This is a genomic window from Mesorhizobium sp. WSM4829 (genome assembly GCF_055811475.1).
On record NZ_JBVVQJ010000038.1, the window covers coordinates 22273 to 41696 of the forward strand.

The 19424-nt window shown below is 63.1% G+C and carries 18 protein-coding genes; 10 read left to right on the forward strand and 8 right to left on the reverse strand.

Annotation, left to right across the window (positions count from 1 at the left end):
* Window positions 1-23 precede the first annotated feature (23 nt).
* The 8 genes from AC0L17_RS27645 (at window position 24) to AC0L17_RS27680 (ending at window position 10113) form a co-directional block, all read left to right on the forward strand.
* A complete protein-coding gene (locus tag AC0L17_RS27645; RefSeq protein ID WP_091599993.1) occupies window positions 24-674 on the forward strand; it encodes an RNA-binding protein in 651 nt (216 codons plus the stop codon).
* A complete protein-coding gene (gene infB, locus AC0L17_RS27650) occupies window positions 671-3238 on the forward strand; it encodes a translation initiation factor IF-2 (RefSeq protein ID WP_473510220.1) in 2568 nt (855 codons plus the stop codon). Before AC0L17_RS27645 ends, infB begins: the two co-directional genes overlap by 4 nt.
* 226 nt (window positions 3239-3464) lie before the next feature.
* Window positions 3465-3902, forward strand: coding sequence for a 30S ribosome-binding factor RbfA (gene rbfA, locus AC0L17_RS27655; protein ID WP_128169859.1), 438 nt, complete (start codon window positions 3465-3467; stop codon window positions 3900-3902).
* Window positions 3902-4864: a tRNA pseudouridine(55) synthase TruB gene (gene truB, locus AC0L17_RS27660; protein WP_287217761.1), complete on the forward strand. Its 963-nt coding sequence runs from the start codon at window positions 3902-3904 to the stop codon at window positions 4862-4864. Before rbfA ends, truB begins: the two co-directional genes overlap by 1 nt.
* Before the next feature lie 43 nt (window positions 4865-4907).
* Window positions 4908-6002: a magnesium/cobalt transporter CorA gene (gene corA, locus AC0L17_RS27665; protein ID WP_473490521.1), complete on the forward strand. Its 1095-nt coding sequence runs from the start codon at window positions 4908-4910 to the stop codon at window positions 6000-6002.
* A 77-nt stretch (window positions 6003-6079) separates the two neighbouring features.
* Window positions 6080-6454, forward strand: a complete 375-nt coding sequence (gene rpsO / locus AC0L17_RS27670) for a 30S ribosomal protein S15 (protein ID WP_274609416.1) — start codon at window positions 6080-6082, stop codon at window positions 6452-6454.
* A gap of 406 nt (window positions 6455-6860) precedes the next feature.
* Window positions 6861-9008 (forward strand): polyribonucleotide nucleotidyltransferase, encoded by a 2148-nt coding sequence (gene pnp / locus AC0L17_RS27675; RefSeq protein WP_023802123.1) that lies wholly within the window; start codon window positions 6861-6863, stop codon window positions 9006-9008.
* Window positions 9009-9099: 91 nt separating this feature from the next.
* A complete protein-coding gene (locus tag AC0L17_RS27680; RefSeq protein ID WP_473518125.1) occupies window positions 9100-10113 on the forward strand; it encodes a class I SAM-dependent methyltransferase in 1014 nt (337 codons plus the stop codon).
* Between the two features lie 148 nt (window positions 10114-10261).
* Here the strand turns inward: AC0L17_RS27680 and fabI are convergent, their stop codons facing one another.
* From fabI to fabA, 3 genes are all read right to left on the reverse strand, one after another.
* Window positions 10262-11074, reverse strand: coding sequence for an enoyl-ACP reductase FabI (gene fabI, locus AC0L17_RS27685; protein ID WP_473518126.1), 813 nt, complete (start codon window positions 11072-11074; stop codon window positions 10262-10264).
* A 12-nt stretch (window positions 11075-11086) separates the two neighbouring features.
* The gene (fabB, locus tag AC0L17_RS27690) at window positions 11087-12307 is read right to left on the reverse strand and encodes a beta-ketoacyl-ACP synthase I (protein WP_287213731.1); all 1221 of its coding nucleotides are present in this window, start codon (window positions 12305-12307) and stop codon (window positions 11087-11089) included.
* A gap of 128 nt (window positions 12308-12435) precedes the next feature.
* Entirely contained in the window at window positions 12436-12954 is a 519-nt protein-coding gene (fabA, locus tag AC0L17_RS27695; protein ID WP_023802127.1) for a 3-hydroxyacyl-[acyl-carrier-protein] dehydratase FabA, read from the reverse strand.
* Window positions 12955-13197: 243 nt separating this feature from the next.
* Between fabA and irrA the strand changes: the two genes are divergently transcribed.
* Window positions 13198-13629, forward strand: a complete 432-nt coding sequence (gene irrA, locus AC0L17_RS27700; protein WP_023802128.1) for an iron response transcriptional regulator IrrA — start codon at window positions 13198-13200, stop codon at window positions 13627-13629.
* 73 nt (window positions 13630-13702) lie between these two features.
* On the opposite strand, the gene AC0L17_RS27705 is transcribed toward irrA, so the two are convergent.
* Window positions 13703-14260: an SH3 domain-containing protein gene (locus AC0L17_RS27705; protein WP_287123109.1), complete on the reverse strand. Its 558-nt coding sequence runs from the start codon at window positions 14258-14260 to the stop codon at window positions 13703-13705.
* A 158-nt stretch (window positions 14261-14418) separates the two neighbouring features.
* On the opposite strand from AC0L17_RS27705, the gene AC0L17_RS27710 reads away from it, so the two are divergent.
* Window positions 14419-15420: a 2-hydroxyacid dehydrogenase gene (locus tag AC0L17_RS27710; RefSeq protein WP_023802130.1), complete on the forward strand. Its 1002-nt coding sequence runs from the start codon at window positions 14419-14421 to the stop codon at window positions 15418-15420.
* Between the two features lie 28 nt (window positions 15421-15448).
* Here the strand turns inward: AC0L17_RS27710 and AC0L17_RS27715 are convergent, their stop codons facing one another.
* The 4 genes from AC0L17_RS27715 to dnaN form a co-directional block, all read right to left on the reverse strand.
* A complete protein-coding gene (locus AC0L17_RS27715; protein WP_473518127.1) occupies window positions 15449-15931 on the reverse strand; it encodes a GNAT family N-acetyltransferase in 483 nt (160 codons plus the stop codon).
* 3 nt (window positions 15932-15934) lie between these two features.
* Window positions 15935-16690, reverse strand: coding sequence for a molybdopterin-synthase adenylyltransferase MoeB (locus AC0L17_RS27720; protein ID WP_473518128.1), 756 nt, complete (start codon window positions 16688-16690; stop codon window positions 15935-15937).
* Window positions 16691-16878: 188 nt separating this feature from the next.
* Window positions 16879-18033, reverse strand: a complete 1155-nt coding sequence (recF, locus tag AC0L17_RS27725) for a DNA replication/repair protein RecF (protein WP_473518129.1) — start codon at window positions 18031-18033, stop codon at window positions 16879-16881.
* A 148-nt stretch (window positions 18034-18181) separates the two neighbouring features.
* Window positions 18182-19300 (reverse strand): DNA polymerase III subunit beta, encoded by a 1119-nt coding sequence (gene dnaN / locus AC0L17_RS27730; RefSeq protein WP_473518130.1) that lies wholly within the window; start codon window positions 19298-19300, stop codon window positions 18182-18184.
* Window positions 19301-19424 lie beyond the last annotated feature (124 nt).

The window sequence follows — 19424 nt, forward strand, 5'->3', positions numbered from 1 at the left end:
CACACAAGCCGCCCTTGGACGAGATGAACGATCGCACTTGCATCGTCACGCGCAAACAGGCCGAACCGGATGAACTGATCCGTTTCGTCGTCGGCCCGGATTCGGCCGTCGTTCCGGATATCAAGAAAAACCTGCCCGGACGCGGTTGCTGGGTGACTGCCGACCGCCTACATATCGACAAGGCGGCAGCGAAAAACCTGTTCGCTCGCGCCTTCAAGGCGCAGGTGACCGTGCCGACCGATCTCGGCGACATGGTCGACGGGCTGCTTTCCAGATACGCTCTGGGCATGCTCGGTCTTGCCCGCAAGGCAGGCGCGATCGCGCTCGGCGCCACCAAGGTTGAGAGCGCGGTGCGTGGCGGGCTGGCGCTTTTCGTGTTGCATGCGACCGAGGCGTCAGATGACGGCGTCCGCAAGATCAGCCAGGCGCGACGGGCAACCGTCCACCTCGGTGGCCCCGCCATCCTTGCCTACAAACTTTTCTCCGAGGCCGAGTTGAGCTTGGCATTGGGGGGTACAAATGTGATACATGCTGCCGTTCTCGCGGGAGACGCGGGCAGGGCGGTCCAGAAGCGCATGGTTGCGCTCGACCGGTATCGGGGCGGTTCCCCGGACGATCTGGCAATGCTTGCGGCCGTTGCTGACGAAGATGATGCCGCAGAGGATATGGAATGAGCGATACGAAATCGGGCGACGACAAGACGTTGAGTGTTACGCCGAAGAAGACTTTGACGCTGAAGCGCCCCGGTACGGAACAGGGCACCGTGCGCCAGAGCTTCTCGCATGGCCGCACCAAGGCGGTCGTGGTCGAGACCAAGAAGCGCAAGTTCTCGCTGCCCGGTGACAAGCCGGAGCCGGCTGCTGCCCCTGTGTCCGTCTTCACGCCGAAGCCACCGGCCGCGGCAGCGCCGGTTGTGCAGGAAGCGCCCAAGGCGCCGCCGCCTCCGCCGCCGGTCGAACGCGGCGGCATGGTGCTGAACCAATTGTCACGCGATGAAATGGAGGCGCGCCGCCGGGCTCTTGAGGGTTCGAAGGTGCGCGACGTCGAGGATCGCCAGCGCGCCATCGACGAGGCCAAGCGCCGCGCCGAGGATGAAGAGCGCCGCCGTCGCGAGCGCGAGGAATCCGCGCGCCGCCAGGCCGAGGAAGAAGCCCGGCTGCAGGCCGAGGCCGAGTCCCGCCGGCGTGCCGAGGAAGAGGCGCGCCGCCGCGCGCCGCTGACCGCCGAACTGGCGACAGTCGACGACGAGGACATCAAGCCGAAGCGGACCGGCGCCGGCGCCCCGGTGCGCCGTCCGGTCACGCCGGAAGTGGCGCGTCCGGCCAAGCCGACCAAGGGCGAGGAAGATCGCCGCCGCGGCAAGCTGACGCTGAATGCCGCACTTTCCGATGAGGATGCGCGTGCGCGTTCGCTGTCGTCGATGCGTCGGCGCCAGGAGAAATTCAAGCGCGCGCTGCATAACGAACCGCGCGAGAAAGTCATGCGCGAAGTGATACTTCCCGAAACCATCACCATCCAGGAACTGGCGCAGCGCATGTCCGAGCGCGCCGTCGATGTGGTCAAGTTCTTCATGAAACAGGGCCAGATCCTGAAGCCGGGCGACGTCATCGACGCCGACACGGCCGAACTGGTCGCTACCGAATTCGGCCACACGGTTCGCCGCGTCGCCGAGTCCGACATCGAGGAAGGCCTCTTCAACATCGCCGATCGTCCCGAGGATCTCGAGCCGCGTCCGCCGGTGGTGACCATCATGGGCCATGTCGATCACGGCAAGACGTCGCTGCTCGATGCCATCCGCAATGCCAATGTTGTGTCCGGCGAGGCCGGCGGCATCACCCAGCATATCGGCGCCTATCAGGTCGAGAAGAACGGTAACAAGATCACCTTCATCGACACGCCTGGCCACGCCGCCTTCACGGCGATGCGCGCCCGTGGCGCTCAGGCGACCGACATCGCCATCCTGGTAGTGGCGGCCGACGACAGCGTGATGCCGCAGACGATCGAATCGATCAGCCATGCCAAGGCGGCCGGCGTTCCGATCATTGTGGCGATCAACAAGATCGACAAGCATGACGCCGACCCGCAGAAGGTGCGCTCGGAACTGCTGCGCCACGAAGTCTTCGTCGAATCGATGGGCGGCGAGGTGCTGGACGTCGAAGTGTCGGCGACCAAGGGCACCAATCTCGACAAGCTACTCGAAGCGATCCTGCTGCAGGCCGAAATCCTCGACCTGAAGGCCAATCCGGACCGCACCGCCGAGGGCGTCGTCATCGAAGCCCAGCTCGACAAGGGCCGCGGCCCCGTCGCCACGGTGCTGGTCCAGACCGGCACGCTGATGCCTGGCGACATCCTTGTTGCCGGTAACGAATGGGGCCGGGTGCGCGCGCTGGTCAACGACCGCGGCGGGCAGATCAAGGAAGCGCCGCCGGCGATGCCCGTGGAAGTGCTCGGACTGCAGGGAACCCCGCAGGCGGGCGACCGCTTCGCCGTCGTCAACAACGAGGCCCGCGCCCGCGAGATCACCGAATATCGCCAGCGTCTGGCGCGTGAGAAGGCGGTGGCCAAGCATGCCGGCCAGCGTGGTTCGCTCGAACAGATGATGTCGCAACTGCAGACGAGCGGGCTGAAGGAATTCCCGCTGGTCATCAAGGGCGACGTGCAGGGCTCGATCGAGGCGATCAGCGCGGCGCTGGACAAGCTCGGCACCGACGAGGTGCGTGCGCGCATCGTTCATGCGGGCGCCGGCGGCATCACCGAAAGCGATGTCTCGCTGGCGGAAACCTCGGGCGCCGCAATCATCGGCTTCAACGTTCGCGCCAATGTGCAGGCGCGTGCGGCGGCCGCGGCTGCAGGCATCGAGATCCGCTACTACTCGATCATCTACAACCTTGTGGATGACGTGAAGGCGGCGCTGTCGGGCCTGCTGTCGCCGGAGCGTCGCGAGACCTTCATTGGCAATGCCGAGATCCTTGAGATCTTCGACATCACCAAGGTCGGCAAGATCGCCGGCTGCCGTGTCACCGAAGGCAAGGTCGAGCGCGGTGCGGGCGTTCGCCTGATCCGCGACAACGTCGTCATCCACGAAGGCACGCTGAAGACGCTGAAGCGCTTCAAGGACGAAGTTGCGGAGGTTCCGGGTGGCCAGGAATGCGGCATGGCCTTCCAGAACTACGAAGACATGCGCGTCGGCGACGTCATCGAGTGCTTCCGCGTCGAGATGGTGACCAGGACGCTCTGAGTTCGAGCAACTTGAGTTCGAGCATTTACAGACCGGGCGGTGGTCGAAAGGCTGCCGCCTAAACCATGATCCCGAAAAGTGGTATCCGGTTTTCGGAGAAGATCATGGTCAACAAAAAATAGAGCCTGATCCATTCCGATTTCTATCGGGATGGATCAGGCTTTAAAGCATATGAGACATGCGGCGCGGTCCCATCCCGTGCCTCACGATTTCAGGATAGAGAAAAATGCCCCGTTCAACCACGTCAGGTCCATCCCAGCGCATGCTTCGCGTCGGCGAGCAGGTGCGTCATGCGCTGTCGGAAACCTTGCAACGCGGCGAGATCCTCGATCCGCTGATCGAGAATTCGGTGGTTTCGGTCTCGGAGGTGCGCATGTCGCCCGATCTGAAGATCGCCACCGCTTTCGTCTCGCCGCTTGGCGCCAGTGATGCCGATGCGGTGGTCGAGGCGCTCAACAAGCATGCGAAATTCGTGCGCGGCCGCGTTTCCGGCGCGCTCCGGCAGATGAAGTACATGCCGGAATTCCGCTTCCGGCTCGACACCAGCTACGACAATTTCCAGAAGATCAACGAATTGTTGCACTCGCCCGAAGTGGCGCGCGATCTCGGCCCAGACGCCCAGATCGGCGACCAGAACAAAGACAACGACAAGGACGAAAAATAGTGGCGCGTCGCGGCAAGAAGAAGGGTCGGCCGATCTCCGGCTGGCTGGTGCTGGACAAACCCGTCGGCATGGGTTCGACCGAAGCCGTCTCCAAGATCAAATGGCTGTTCCAGGCGGAAAAGGCCGGCCATGCCGGCACGCTCGACCCGCTCGCTTCCGGCATGCTGCCGATCGCGCTCGGCGAAGCGACCAAGACCGTCCCCTATGTCCAGGATGGCGCCAAGGTCTACCGCTTCACGGTTGCCTGGGGTGAGGAGCGTTCGACCGATGACCTCGAAGGGCCGGTGACGAAAAGCTCCGACCAGCGTCCGGCTGAAGCCGATGTGCTTTTGCTGATGCCGAAATACACCGGAGTCATCATGCAGACGCCGCCGCAATTTTCGGCCATCAAGATCGCAGGCGAGCGCGCCTATGATCTTGCCCGCGACGGCGCGACGGTCGACATTCCGGCGCGGGAAGTCGAGATCGGCCGCCTCGACCTGATCGAGCACAGTGCTGACAGCACCATTTTCGAGGTCGAATGCGGCAAGGGCACCTATGTCCGCTCGCTGGCCCGCGACATGGGCCGCGATCTCGGCTGTTTCGGCCACATCGCCGAACTGCGCCGGATCGAGGTCGAGCCGTTCACGCAGGAAGACTTCGTCACCATCGCCGAGCTGGAAGCCGCCCGCTTCGGCGAACAGCCCGATGAGGGTTCGGATTCAGCGGACACGGTGCCGGTCGACTTCGACGCCATCGACGCGTTTCTGGTCGACACGTCAGCCGCGCTCGACTGCCTGCCGCAGATCGCGATCAGCGACGACGCGGCAACAAAAATCCGCCTCGGCAACCCGGTCATCATCCGTGGCCGCGACGCGCCGGTGGAAGCCGAGGAAGCCTGCGCCACGGCGCGCGGCAAGCTGGTCGCCATCGGCGCCATCGAGCAAGGCATGTTCAAGCCGAAGCGGGTCTTTGCCGGCTGAGCCCCCTCGTCTAATCTCGATCAGAGGTACATTCGAGGGGCACATGGCAAAGGCCGAGACGATCAGGAAGCGGGCGCCGGTGACAGCACGGCGGCCGCCGATCGGCGCATCACCAGGCACACTGATCGCCGACCCTGCGGCGCGGCGCAGCGAACTGCGACTGACACTGATGTCGCCCGACAAATTCGAGACAATCGAAGATGCCAGCATCAACGACCTGAATGCTCATTGCAACGCATGGCCGGTCATCTGGCTCGATTGCACCGGTCTCGCCAACATCCCGCTGATCGAGGAGATCGGCCGGATTTTCAGCCTGCATCCGCTGGCGCTGGAAGACGTCGTCAACACCGGCCAGCGGCCGAAGGTGGACTTCTTCGAGGACCATGCCTTCGTCGTCGTCAGGATGATCGACGACGTCACCGCGCATCGCTACGAGCAGATCGCGGTCTTCTTCGGCAGGAACTTCGTCGTCACCTTCCAGGAGCGCGAAGGCGATCCGTTCGATCCCGTGCGCAAGCGCATCGAAAGCTCGATGCCCAACCGGCTGCGCTCACGCGGCGCCGACTATCTCGCCTATGCGCTGATCGACGCCATTGTCGACAGTTATTTCCCGCCGATCGAGACCGCCGGCGACTTGGTCGACAGCATCGAGGACCAGATGCTGCGCGCGGCGGACAGGCACCAGATGCGGCGGCTTCACGAGTTGCGGCGCGACGCCAACGTGCTGAAGGGGGTGCTTTGGCCGATGCGCGACGCGCTGGCGACGCTGATCCGCAACGACGTGCCCTACGTCAAGCCCGAGACCAAGATTTTCCTGAACGACACGCTCGATCACTCGCTTCGGCTCATCGAACTGGTCGAAACCCAGCGCGACATGCTAACCGGTCTGATCGAGATGCATCTGTCGCTGAGTCAGGCACGCACCAGCGACGTCATCAGCTATCTGACGATCGTCTCGGTGATCTTCATCCCGCTCACCTTTCTCGCTGGCGTGTGGGGCATGAACTTCGATCCCGAAGCCTCGCCATGGAACATGCCGGAGCTGAAGGCCCAATACGGCTATCCGGCAGCGCTGGTGTTCATGGCCGTTGTCGCGCTCGGGCTTGTCGCCTTCTTCAGATGGAAGAAGTGGCTTTAGCCGAGGCGAAATCTTCGTTTGTGCAGCAAAAAGCCGGCTTGTGAATTGGGCTGGTGTTTTTGCCTGAATTGCCCTATATGCGCCGCAGCATCGTGCAATGCCACGTTGCTTGTACCGGCCCCTGCTGGACGACATCCCGGCCGAGGGCGTCCCGTTTCCTCAAACAGATAAGGAAAAACACGATGTCGATTACTGCCGAGCGCAAGAAGGAATTGATGGGTGAATTCGCAACCGCCAAGGGCGATACCGGGTCTCCGGAAGTCCAGGTGGCCATCCTTTCCGAGCGCATCAAGAACCTGACCGACCATTTCAAGGACCACAAGAAGGATAACCATTCCCGCCGTGGTCTGCTCGCTCTCGTCTCCCAGCGCCGCAGCCTGCTTGATTATCTCAAGCGCAAGGACGACGCGCGCTATCAGACGCTGATCGAGAAGCTCGGTCTGCGCCGCTGACGAATTGACCGGCGGGTTCTTTCGAGAGCCCGCCGGTCGCGCATTGGAGCAGTCCATTGCTCCAATGAAGGAAGTAGAGCGCCGCGCTTCGATTTGGACGCGCACATGGGACGCTCTGAAACTTTGAATTTGCGCAAGGCATTTCCGAGAGCCGCGGTTTTCGGGTCATGCGCAAGGCCAGTCGGATCGATTGGCCAGACCCGGTTTCGATATAGCACAGGGCCATTCGAAACCGCCCATGGACGGTCATGGGGCAGGATTGCAGGACGCTCGCGCGGCACCCGCGCCGGATTTACCCGAGCTTCCCGTTGTCTTGCCCGTGGCTGCCCGAGAAACGAAGCCAAGGGAAAGGGGCACTCGCGCACGATGAAATGGCGCGGCCCTTTCCGCATATGAAGGACAAGACATGTTCAATCACCACAAAGTGGAAATCGAATGGGGCGGCCGTCCGCTCATCCTCGAAACCGGCAAGATTGCGCGCCAGGCTGACGGCGCGGTGCTCGCCACCTACGGCGAAACCAAGGTTCTCGCCACCGTCGTTTCGATGAAGGAACCAAAACCCGGCCTCGATTTCTTCCCGCTGACCGTCAACTACCAGGAAAAGACCTATGCCGCCGGCAAGATCCCGGGCGGCTATTTCAAGCGCGAAGGCCGTCCGAGCGAAAAGGAAACGCTGGTTTCCCGTCTCATCGACCGTCCGATCCGCCCACTCTTCGCTGACGGTTACAAGAACGACACGCAGATCGTTGTCACCGTCGTCCAGCATGATCTCGAAAACGACCCGGACATCCTGTCGATCGTCGCCACCTCGGCGGCTTTGACGCTGTCCGGCGTCCCTTTCATGGGTCCGATCGGCGGCGCCCGCGTCGGCTACATCAACGGCGAATATGTGCTCAATCCGCATGTCGACGAGATGCAGGAATCCAAGCTTGACCTGATCGTCGCCGGCACCTCCGACGCCGTGCTGATGGTCGAGTCCGAAGCCAAGGAACTCGGCGAGGATCTGATGCTCGGCGCCGTCATGTTCGGCCATCGCGGCTTCCAGCCGGTGATCGACGCCATCATCAAGCTGGCAGAAGTCGCCGCCAAGGATCCGCGTGACTTCACCGCGCCGGATTATTCGGCGCTTGAAGCCGAGATGCTGAAGATCGTCGAAGGCGAGCTTCGCGATGCCTACAAGATCACCGACAAGCAGAAGCGCTATGCCGCCGTCGACGCCGTCAAGGCGAAGGTCAAGGCTGCGTTCGCGCCCGCCGAAGGCGAAGAAGCCAAGTATACGTCCGAGCAGATCGGCACCGTGTTCAAGGAGCTCCAGGCCAAGGTTGTGCGCTGGAACATCCTCGACACCGGTTCGCGCATCGACGGCCGCGATCTGAAGACGGTTCGCAAGATCGTCTCCGAAGTCGGCGTCCTGCCGCGCACCCACGGCTCGGCGCTGTTCACCCGCGGCGAGACCCAGGCGCTGGTCGTCGCCACGCTCGGCACCGGCGAGGACGAGCAGTATGTCGATTCGCTGACCGGCATGTACAAGGAAAAGTTCCTCCTTCACTACAACTTCCCTCCCTACTCGGTCGGTGAAACCGGTCGCATGGGTTCGCCCGGCCGCCGCGAAATCGGCCACGGCAAGCTCGCCTGGCGCGCGATCCGCCCGATGCTGCCGACATCGGACCAGTTCCCCTACACGCTGCGCGTCGTCTCGGAGATCACCGAGTCCAACGGCTCGTCGTCGATGGCTACCGTCTGCGGCACCTCGCTGGCGCTGATGGATGCCGGTGTGCCGCTGGCCAAGCCGGTCGCCGGCATCGCTATGGGTCTGATCAAGGAAGGCGAGCGCTTCGCGGTGCTCTCCGACATCCTCGGCGACGAGGACCATCTCGGCGACATGGACTTCAAGGTTGCCGGCACCGCCAACGGCATCACCTCGCTGCAGATGGACATCAAGATCGAGGGCATAACCGAGGAGATCATGAAGATCGCGCTGGATCAGGCCAAGGACGGCCGCCAGCATATCCTCGGCGAAATGGGCCATGCGCTGTCCGGCGCGCGCTCCGAACTCGGCGAATTCGCGCCGCGCATCGAGGTCATGCACATCCCGACCGACAAGATCCGCGACGTGATTGGCTCGGGCGGCAAGGTCATCCGCGAGATCGTCGAAAAGACCGGCGCCAAGATCAACATCGAGGACGACGGCACGGTCAAGATCGCTTCGTCCAACGCCAAGGAGATCGAGGCGGCGAAGAAGTGGATCCACACCATCGTCGCCGAGCCGGAAGTCGGCGAAATCTACGAGGGCACGGTCGTCAAGACCGCCGACTTCGGCGCTTTCGTCAACTTCTTCGGTCCGCGTGACGGCCTCGTCCACATCTCGCAGCTTGCCAATGATCGCGTCGCCAAGACTTCGGACGTCGTCAAGGAAGGCGACAAGGTCTGGGTCAAGCTGATGGGCTTCGATGAGCGCGGCAAGGTCCGCCTGTCGATGAAGGTCGTCGACCAGGCCACCGGCAAGGAAATCGCCCGCGACAAGAAGGCCGACGGCGAAGAAGACGCCGCCTGAGCGATCTGACCGAACAATCGAAACGGGCGCGCCGACAGGTCGCGCCCGCTTTCATTTTCTGGTCAAGCCAGCTGCACTTCGAGATCGAAAAATGTCCGCTGAGCCGCTGAAGACACTGTTCCATCCGTTCGAGGCGGAGGCTGTTTCCTTGCCGCGTAAGGGCGAGCCTGTCCTCTTTCTGGGCGCTGAGCCGGGCTTCCGCCTGCCCGAAGGTTTTGATGCAGCACTGCATCTTGTGCAAGGCTTCCGGCCGCACTTTCGCGCGCTGCAGGCGCCCGGTTTCACCGTCACGCCGCGCCTGGAGGGCGAAGGTTTCGATGCGGCATTGGTGCTTGCCGGCCGCCATCGCGGGCAGAACGAATTGCGCATCGCCGAGGCGATTGAGCGTGTGCGGCCGGGCGGATCGATTGTCGTTGCCGGCGCCAAGGACGATGGCATTGCCAGCCTGCGCAAGCGCATCGACGAGCTTGTGCCGCTCGACGGCCATTTGCCGAAACATCACGGCATCGCCTTCTGGTTTCATCGACCTGCCGATGCTGCGGTCGCGGCAGCGCTTCGCGCTGCCAATCCCGCCCTTCTGGTCGAGGATCGGTTCCGCACCGCACCAGGCATGTTTTCTTTCGATAAGGTCGATGCAGGTTCGAGATTGCTGGTCGACAATCTCCCCGGCGACCTGCGTGGCAGCGTTGCCGATTTCTGCGCCGGCTGGGGCTATGTGGCGGCCGAGGTCGCCGCCCGCTCACCTGGCATGTCGGCGCTTGATCTCTACGAGGCCGAGTTCGATGCGCTGGAGGCGGCGAAATTCAATATCGGCAACACAGCGGCGGAACCCAACTTCTTCTGGATCGATCTTTTGAGCGAGCCGGTCGAGCGGCGCTATGACGCCATCGCCATGAACCCGCCCTTCCATCGCAGCCGGGCGGCCGAGCCCGAGATCGGCGCCGGCATGATCCGCGCCGCGGCAAAGGCGCTGAAGCCGGGCGGTCGGCTGTTCGTGGTGGCGAACCGCCAGCTTCCCTACGAGCCGGTGCTGGCGGCCGCCTTCTCCAGCCATGCCGAGATTGCCCGCGACGGCATGTTCAAGGTTTTCGCGGCGCGCCGCTGAAGGCTGGTTCACGCGGACCAATGCATGTCGCGCAAAAGTGCGCAGCGGTTTTGCGATAACGACATGCATAAACAAGAACTTAAAGCGCGCCGCATGAATCCATTCAAACGCGACGCGCTTTAAGGCATCTTCTGCGGCCGAAATTAAATTACTCTCGTCCGCTGTCGGTCCGCTTCAGCTCGTCGAGCGCCGGCATCGAGACGATGTGGTAGCCGGAATCGACATAGTGGATTTCGCCGGTGACGCCCGACGACAGGTCGGACAGCAGATAGAGCGCGGAACCACCGACTTCGTCGATGGTCACTGTGCGGCGCAGCGGCGAGTTGCGCTGCTGGTAGGAAAACATGTGGCGTGCGTCGGAAATCCCGGCGCCGGCCAGTGTCCGCACCGGTCCGGCGGATATGCCGTTCACCCTGATGCCGCGCGGGCCGTAGTCGTTGGCGAGATAGCGGACGCTGGCTTCAAGCCCGGCCTTGGCGACGCCCATGACGTTGTAGTTCGGCATGACGCGGACGGAACCGGCATAGGTCAGCGTGATCATCGAGCCGCCGTCCTTCATCAGCGCGGCCGCATGACGGGCGACCTCGGTGAAGGAGTAGCAGGAGATGACCATGGTGCGGATGAAATTGTCGCGGCTGGTGTCGGCGTAAAGGCCTTTCAGCTCGTTCTTGTCGGAAAAGCCGATGGCGTGGACGACGAAGTCCAGGCCGCCCCAGGCCTCGCCCAAGGTCTCGAAGGTGGCGGCAACCGATGCGCTGTCCTCGACGTCGCAAGGCACGACCAGCGAGGAGCCTAGCTTGTCGGCGAGCGGCTTGACCCGGCGGCCGAAGGCTTCGCCCTGATAGGTGAAGGCGAGTTCCGCCCCATGTTCGGACAGTTTCCGGGCGATGCCCCAGGCGATCGAATGGTCGTTGGCGACACCCATGACAAGCCCGCGCTTGCCCTTCATCAATCCGTCCATGGTCGGCTGTCCTTATGCGGAATAGCGCTGGAAAATCAGCGTTGCGTTGGTGCCGCCGAAACCGAACGAGTTGGACAGGACGGTGTCGATCCTGGCATCGTCGATGCGCTCTCTCACGATCGGCATACCCTCGAATTCCGGATCGAGCTGCTCGATGTGGGCGCTCTCGCCGATGAAGCCGCCTTGCATCATCAGGATCGAGTAGATCGATTCCTGCACGCCGGCCGCACCCAGCGAGTGGCCGGTCAGCGATTTCGTCGAGGTGATGAACGGCATGTTTTCGCCGAACACCTCGCGGATCGCGCCCATTTCCCTGGAGTCGCCGACCGGCGTCGAGGTGCCGTGCGTGTTGATGTAGTCGACCGGCGAAGAGACGGTCGCCAGCGCCTGCCGCATGCAGCGCACCGCGCCTTCGCCCGAGGGCGCCACCATGTCGAAGCCGTCGGAGGTCGCGCCATAGCCGACGACCTCGGCGTAGATCTTGGCGCCGCGCGCCTTGGCGTGCTCGAGCTCTTCCAGCACCAGCACGCCGGCGCCGCCGGCAATGACGAAGCCGTCGCGATCGACGTCATAGGCGCGCGAGGCAGCCGATGCCCGGTCGTTGAACTTGGAGGACATGGCGCCCATCGCATCGAACAGGTCCGACATCGTCCAGTCGAGGTCCTCATGGCCGCCGGCGAAGACCATGTCCTGCTTGCCCCACTGGATCAGTTCGTAGCCATTGCCGATGCAATGCGCCGAGGTCGAGCAGGCCGAAGAGATCGAATAATTGACGCCGTGGATCTTGAACCAGGTGGCGAGCGTCGCCGAAGCGGTCGACGACATCGCCTTCGGCACCGCGAACGGGCCGATTCGCTTGGGGCTGCCGTTCTTGAGCGTGGTTTCAGCGGCTTCGACGATGGTTCTGGTCGATGGTCCGCCCGATCCCATGACGATGCCGGTGCGCTCATTGGTGATGTCGTTCTCGCCAAGTCCAGCGTCCACGATCGCCTGGTCCATGGCGACATGGTTCCAGGCCGCACCTTGCGACAGGAAGCGCATGGCGCGGCGATCGATCAGCGCCGAGGGGTCGAGCGTCGGCGCTCCCCAGACCTGGCAGCGGAAGCCGTGTTCGGCGAAGGAATCGGAGAAGCTGATGCCGGATCTGGCATCATGCAGCGAGGCCTGCACCTCGTTGGCATTGTTGCCGATCGACGACACGATGCCGAGGCCTGTCACTACGACCCGTCTCATTCGCAACTCCTTCCAGCGCATGAACCCGAAACCTGCCGGACCGAAACCTGCCGGACAAGGATGCGCAAATTAAGTTCTACAGCTTCCTTTGCGCCTCCCGCGGACTCGCCGCGCTGCGCAGGCGCCGGTCAGGCGGCGGCCGATTGCTTGGACAGACCCACCTTGAGATCCGTTGCTGCGTATATGGGTTCGCCATCCGCCTTCAGCCAGCCATCGGCGATACCCAGCACCAGCCGGCCGCGCATCACGCGCTTGAAATCCACGCCATATTCTACCTTCTTGACCGACGGCGTCACCATGCCTTTGAATTTCACTTCGCCGGTCGACAGCGCCATGCCCTTGCCCGGCTCGCCGAGCCAGCCGAGGTAGAATCCCGTCAATTGCCACATGGCGTCGAGGCCCAGGCATCCCGGCATGATCGGGTTGCCGATGAAGTGGCAGGCGAAAAACCACAGGTCCGGCTTGATGTCGAACTCGGCGCGGATGAAGCCCTTGTCGAAGGCGCCGCCGGTCTCGCTGATTTCGGTGATGCGGTCGAACATCAGCATCGGCGGATAGGGGAGCTGGGCGTTTCCAGGTCCGAACAGCTCGCCGCGGGCGCAGGCAAGCAGTTCCTCGTAATCGTAGCTGGATTTCGAAACCGCCATCAGTCTCCGTCCCCAATAATCGTCCGGGCGGTAGCGCGCCCTTGTCGTTGGTTTCCTAACACAATCTATTTCAGGCCGGAAACCGGCGTTTGCGCTTAACCCGCCCGCCTGCCGGGGTCAATGCGCGCTATTGATCGTATTCGGCCGACAGAATATATGTCGGGTTATGTCCAGGTTCGGTCAATGTTGGTTTTTTGCCGTTCTGGGCAGGTCTTGAGGCGAAACTTGAGCTTGGACGGATAGATGGATCTGGGCTGCCGGAAGGAAAATGTCGCTGTGGACAAGCGGGTTCGCGAAGCTGGCCTGAGGCCGACGCGTCAGCGCATTGCGCTGGCCGATCTGCTTTTTGCCAAAGGCGACCGCCATCTGTCGGCCGAGGAACTGCACGAGGAGGCGATCGCCGCCGGCGTGCCGGTATCGCTCGCCACCGTCTACAACGCCCTTCATCAATTCACCCAGGCGGGCCTTCTGCGCATCCTGGCCGTCGAGGGGTCGAAGACCTACTTCGACACCAACACCTCCGATCACCATCATTTCTACATTGAGGGCGAAAACAGGATTTTCGACATCGCCAGCGGTCCTGTCACGGTTTCCAACCTGCCGGAGCCACCGGAGGGGATGGAGATCGCCAATGTCGATATCGTCGTGAGGCTGCGCCCCAAACGCTGCGAGTGATCGGCTCGTCATAAGGCCGCGAGATACCGTCTCGCCTTTAGCAACCTCTGGACCATCAGCCGGCAAGAAGAGGTCAGTCCTTGACCCGTTCGCCCGGATAGGCGCCCCAGACCAGCGACTGGGCGAGCCAGCCGGTGTGGCCATTGAAGGTCATTTCGCACCACTGGCCGTCACAGGACTTGATCGTGCCCATGGCGCCCGGCTCGACGATTGCGACGATGCCGGCGTCCTTTTGCGGGTCGTCGAGCAGGTTGATTCGGGCATCCTTGCCGCGCTGCCAGGGTGCCACGATCGCCGTGCGGCGACCGGAAAGCAGCGACTGGTTGATCCAGCCTTCCGAGCCGTCGGCATCGCGCACACGACGCCAGGTATCGAATTCCTGGATGATCTCCATCGGCAGGCCGGGCTTCATATACATCCAGTCGACGGAATAGTTGACGCCTGGTCCGACGCGGGAGTTGACGCGGCCGGCTTTCAGGCTGACGAAGCGCGGCAGCGGCAGACCGCTCGGCCCGAGCGTGACGCTCTGGGTCGGTGCTGCCGCATTCTGTGCCGCCACATCCGGGGAATAAAGCAGAGCGCCGAGAAATGCTGCGCTGAGGGCCAGGCGGAGCGACGCGAAACCAGACACTTTCGTTCCCTTTCGGCGCCGGCTCATCGGCCCTGGCGCCCCTTTTTCTTTGTCTTCGGCGGAACCTCTTGTTACATGGAGAACTGGCACCGCGACCGGCCTGCAGTTTCGCCTGTCTTGGTTAAAGAGGTCTCAACGAGGTCGGGTTCGAGGAAACAATGGTAGGCAGAAAAAGGCCCCTCGTCGTCATCACGCGCAAGCTGCCCGACCCGGTCGAGACCCGCATGCGTGAGCTGTTCGACGCCCGGCTGAATGTCGAAGACCGGCCGATGACGCAGCCGGAACTGGTCGCGGCGGTCAAGGAAGCCGACGTGCTGGTGCCGACCATAACCGATCAAATCGACGCGGCGCTAATCGCCCAGGCCGGTGACAACCTCAAGCTGATCGCCAATTTCGGCAACGGCGTCGACAAGATCGACGTGTCAGCAGCAGCGAAGAAGGGCATTACCGTCACCAACACGCCGAACGTGCTGACCGAAGATACCGCCGACATGACCATGGCGCTGATGCTGGCGGTGCCGCGGCGGCTGGCGGAAGGCGCCAATGTGCTGACCGGCGACAAGAAATGGGCCGGCTGGTCGCCGACCTGGATGCTCGGCCGGCGTATCTGGGGCAAACGCCTCGGCATTGTCGGCATGGGCCGCATCGGCACCGCCGTCGCCCGGCGAGCCAAGGCCTTTGGCCTGTCGATCCACTATCACAACCGCCATCGCGTGCTTGCCGCGGTCGAGGACGAACTGGAGGCGACCTATTGGGAAAGCCTCGACCAGATGCTTGCCCGCATGGACATCATTTCGGTCAATTGTCCGTCGACGCCGGCGACCTTCCATCTGCTTTCGGCGCGGCGGCTGGCGCTTCTGCAACCGTCCGCTTACATCGTCAACACGGCGCGCGGCGACATCATCGACGAGGACTCTCTGGTCAAGCTGATCCAGGACGGCAAGATCGCCGGCGCCGGGCTCGACGTCTACGAGCATGAGCCGGCGCTGAACAGCAAATTACTGAAGCTCGCCGCCAAGGGCAAGGTCGTGCTGTTGCCGCATATGGGGTCGGCGACGCTCGAAGGCCGCATCGACATGGGCGAGAAGGTGATCATCAACATCCGCGCCTTCTTCGATGGCCATCGGCCGCCGGATCGCGTGCTGCCGCTGCGGACGTGACCGGCTACCATCGTAAGTTAGCGTAGGCTTACGAAAGCACCTTGCGCATGGTGATCGAGGTCGGTCGGTCATAGCCACTGTGCGCCGTCCGTTCCGTTTCGCGAAAGCCGAGGCGGGCAAAGGCCGCGTGATTCGCGGTCAATTCGATCCGCGTCTGAAGCTCGATCGCAGGCTTACCGCGGTTGCGGGCAAAATTCTCGACAGCTTGCATCAGCCGCCTGGCAATGCCTTGTCCCTGAAAGTCCGGTTCGACCGCGAGCTTTCCGACATAGAAATCGTTGGCCCGCTCCAGGACAAAAACGCAGCCGACAATCCTGCCGCCCTTCAGCGCCGCAAAGCCCGTCTCTTGCCGGTCCTTGTCCCGGAGATTTTCGACCGTGAGCCGATGCGTCGAGGATGGCGGATCGATGACGCCATCCATGGCAGCGAAGGCGCGCATAATCAGCGCCAGCACCTCGTCCCAACGGTCGAAATCGGCCGGAAGCTGCGCGACGGAATCCAGGCTGCCCAAAATCTAGCTGCGCCCGTAGCGGATCGTGTCGAAGCGCGCTGCCAACGCATCGTAAAGAAGCAGCCGGCCGACCAGCGGCTCGCCGATGCCGGCGATCAGCTTGATCGCCTCCATGGCCTGCAGCGTGCCGACGACGCCGGTCAGCACGCCGAGCACGCCGGCCACGGCGCAGGATGGCACCAGGCCCGGGGGCGGCGGTTCCGGAAACAGATCGCGATAACTCGGATTCGGCCTGCCATCCGTGCCCGTCTCGAACGGTTTCAGCACGGTCACCGAGCCGTCGAAGCGGCCGACGGCGGCATGGACCAGCGGCCGCTTTTCCGCAGCGCAGGCGTCGGCCACCGCATAACGGGTTTCGAAATTGTCGGAGCCGTCGACGACGATGTCATAACCGGCGACAAGGGCAGGGGCGTTGTCCGCCGTCAGCCTGAGATTGTGCAGTTCCACGGCGACGTTGGGGTTGATGCGGGCGATCGCCGCCTTGGCGCTGTCGGTCTTCGCCATGCCGACAGCGCCGGTGCCGTGGATCACCTGCCTTTGCAGATTCGACAGCGAGACGCTGTCGTCGTCGACGATACCGAGTGTGCCGACGCCGGCTGCGGCAAGATATTCAAGCACCGGCGCTCCCAGCCCGCCGGCGCCGATGACCACGACGCGAGCCCGCTTCAGTCGCTGCTGGCCGGCGCCGCCGATCTCGGGCAGCACGATGTGGCGGGCGTAGCGTTCGAGTTCTTCGTTGGTGAGCGCGGTGGTGATCATCGCCGGACCATATAGCGGTGGATGGTGAATGGTGAATAGTGAATAGTGAATAGTGAGTAATGGGTAATGGGTGGCGGGGGACAGTGGACAGTGGACAGTGGACAGTGGACAGTGAAGTGAGGGCGCTTCTCACTACCATTCACCATTCACCATTCACCATTCACCATTCACCATTCACCGTTCACCATTCACCGAACCGTGCCATGATCGACCGTCAAAAACTGCGCGCGTCCGCTGAGACTGGAAAACAGCGCCGCATCGGTTCCGGTCATGAAAGCTTGGCAATTCAGCTCTTCGAGGATCGAGAACAGCGCGGCGCGTCGGCCCGCGTCGAGATGGGCGGCGATTTCGTCGAGCAGCAGGATCGGCGTCATGCCAGACATCTCGCCGGTCAGCCGGGCGTGCGACAGGACCATGCCGACCAGCAACGCCTTCTGCTCGCCGGTCGAACAGAGTTCGGCCGCCATCGCCTTTGGCCGGTGCCGCACCACGAGATCCGACCGGTGCGGGCCGTCGAGCGTGCGCCCGGCGGCGCGGTCGCGATCGCGGCCTTCGGCAAGAGCGCGGCGGAACCGCTCCTCGACATCGACAGCCGCGGAGGTGCCGACCTCGCTTTCCAGCCCGCCGGACAGGCCGATGTCGGCTTGCGGAAACGGACCGGAGCTTGGCAGCCTGTCGATCATGGCGGTGAGCAGGCGCACCAGTTCGGCACGCGCCGCGGCAATCGCCACACCGGTTTCGGCCATTTGCGTCTCGATCGCATCGAACCAGGCGCCGTCGCGCGAGCCTTCGGCAAGCAGTCGATTACGGCCGCGCATCGCTTTTTCGTAGTCGAGCGCGCGCTGGCCGTGGCCCGGATCGATCGCCAGCACCTGCCGGTCGAGAAAGCGCCGCCGATCTGCGGCCGGTCCGGTGAACAATGCATCCATTGCCGGTGTCAGCCAGACGACGCGCAGCCATTCCAGCATGTCCTCGGCCGAGCGCGCCGCCGCGCCGTTGATCCGCACCCGCCGGCCGCCCTCAGTGGCGTCGCCGCCTGCGATGCCGGTGCCGATCTCGACCGGGCCGTCCGGCCCATCGAGCCGGGCATGGATGGCAAAGCCGCCGTCGCCGCCTTCGCGCGCCAATTCGGCATAAGGCGCACGGCGCAGGCCGCGCCCCGGCGTCAACAGGGAAATCGCCTCCAGCAGATTGGTTTTGCCGGCACCATTGTCACCGGAAAAAACCACCGGGCCGGGATCGAGATCGATCGACAGTGTTGTGTAATTGCGGAAATTGGTAAGCGAAAGCTTACTTATATGAGTCTGCTGATCGCGCTCAGGCTGCTTCGCAACTCCGGTCATGACAGCAAGATGGCCTCGTTCGGGCCTAAAGCGCGCCGCGTTTGACCGGCCTCACGCGAGGCGCTTTAGGTTGTTGTTTTATGCACGTCGTTATCGCAAAACCGCGGCGCACCCTCGGGTCAAGCCCGAGGGCATGCTTTGCGCGACATCAGACCCGCATCGGCATCAGCACGTAGAGCGTGGTTTCGTCGGCCATGTCGTGGATCAGCGTTGGCGAGCCGGCATCCGCCAGCATGAATTTTGCCTCGGTGCCGGTCAACTGGGCGGCGACGTCGAGCAGATATTTGGCGTTGAAGCCGATTTCGATCGCGTCGGACGAATAATCCGCGGCCAGTTCTTCGGTGGCGCTGCCCGAATCCGGATTGTTGACAGCAAGCGTGACCTGGCCTTCTCCAATCGAAAGCTTCACCGCCCGGCCGCGTTCGGACGAAATGGTCGAGACGCGGTCGACGGCGGCGGCGAAACTCTGGCGGTCGATGATCAGTTTCTTGTCGTTGCCGGTCGGGATCACCCGCTGATAGTCCGGGAAGGTGCCGTCGATCAGCTTCGAGGTCAAGACGACGCTGCCGATGGTGAAGCGGATCTTGGTGTCGGACAATTCGGTGGTCACCGCGATATCCGGGTCATCGACGAGCTTTTGCAATTCGCTGACCGTCTTGCGCGGAATGATGATGCCCGGCATGCCTTCCGATCCTGCCGGCGCGTCGATCTCGGCGCGCGCCAGCCGATGGCCGTCGGTCGCTACCGAGCGCAGCTTCAGCTTGCCGTCGGCGTCATGCGTGTGCAGGTAGATGCCGTTCAGGTAGTAGCGGGTCTCTTCGGTGGAGATAGCGAATTGGGTCTTCTCGATCAGGCCCTTGAGCGCGACCGAATCGAGCCGGAAGATATGCGAGAACGATCCGGCCGAAAGCTCCGGGAAATCGGATTGCGGCAGGCATTGGAGGCGAAAGCTCGAGCGGCCCGAGGTCACCGTCATGGCGTTGCCGTCCTCGTCAGTCTTCAGCATGACCTCGGCGCCGTCGGTGAGCTTGCGCACGATGTCGTAGAGCAGGTGCGCCGGAACCGTCGTCGCGCCGCCGCGCTCGACCTTGGCGGGCGTGGCTTCGGTCACTTCCAGGTCGAGGTCGGTCGCCTTCATTTCAAGGGTGGCGCCTTCGGCGCTCAGCAGCACGTTCGACAGGATCGGTATGGTGTTGCGCCGCTCGACCACGCGATGAACGTGGTTGAGCGACTTCAGGAGATTTGACCGTTCCAGGATAACACGCATGACGAAACAGGCTCGCTTGAATGAATGAGCGGGTCTCCGGCAAGCGGCAACCCGCGAAAGGTCTGAACAGGTCAGAATCTCCACAAACTGACAGGAAAAAACCGGTGAACGCAAGCCCGCGCTG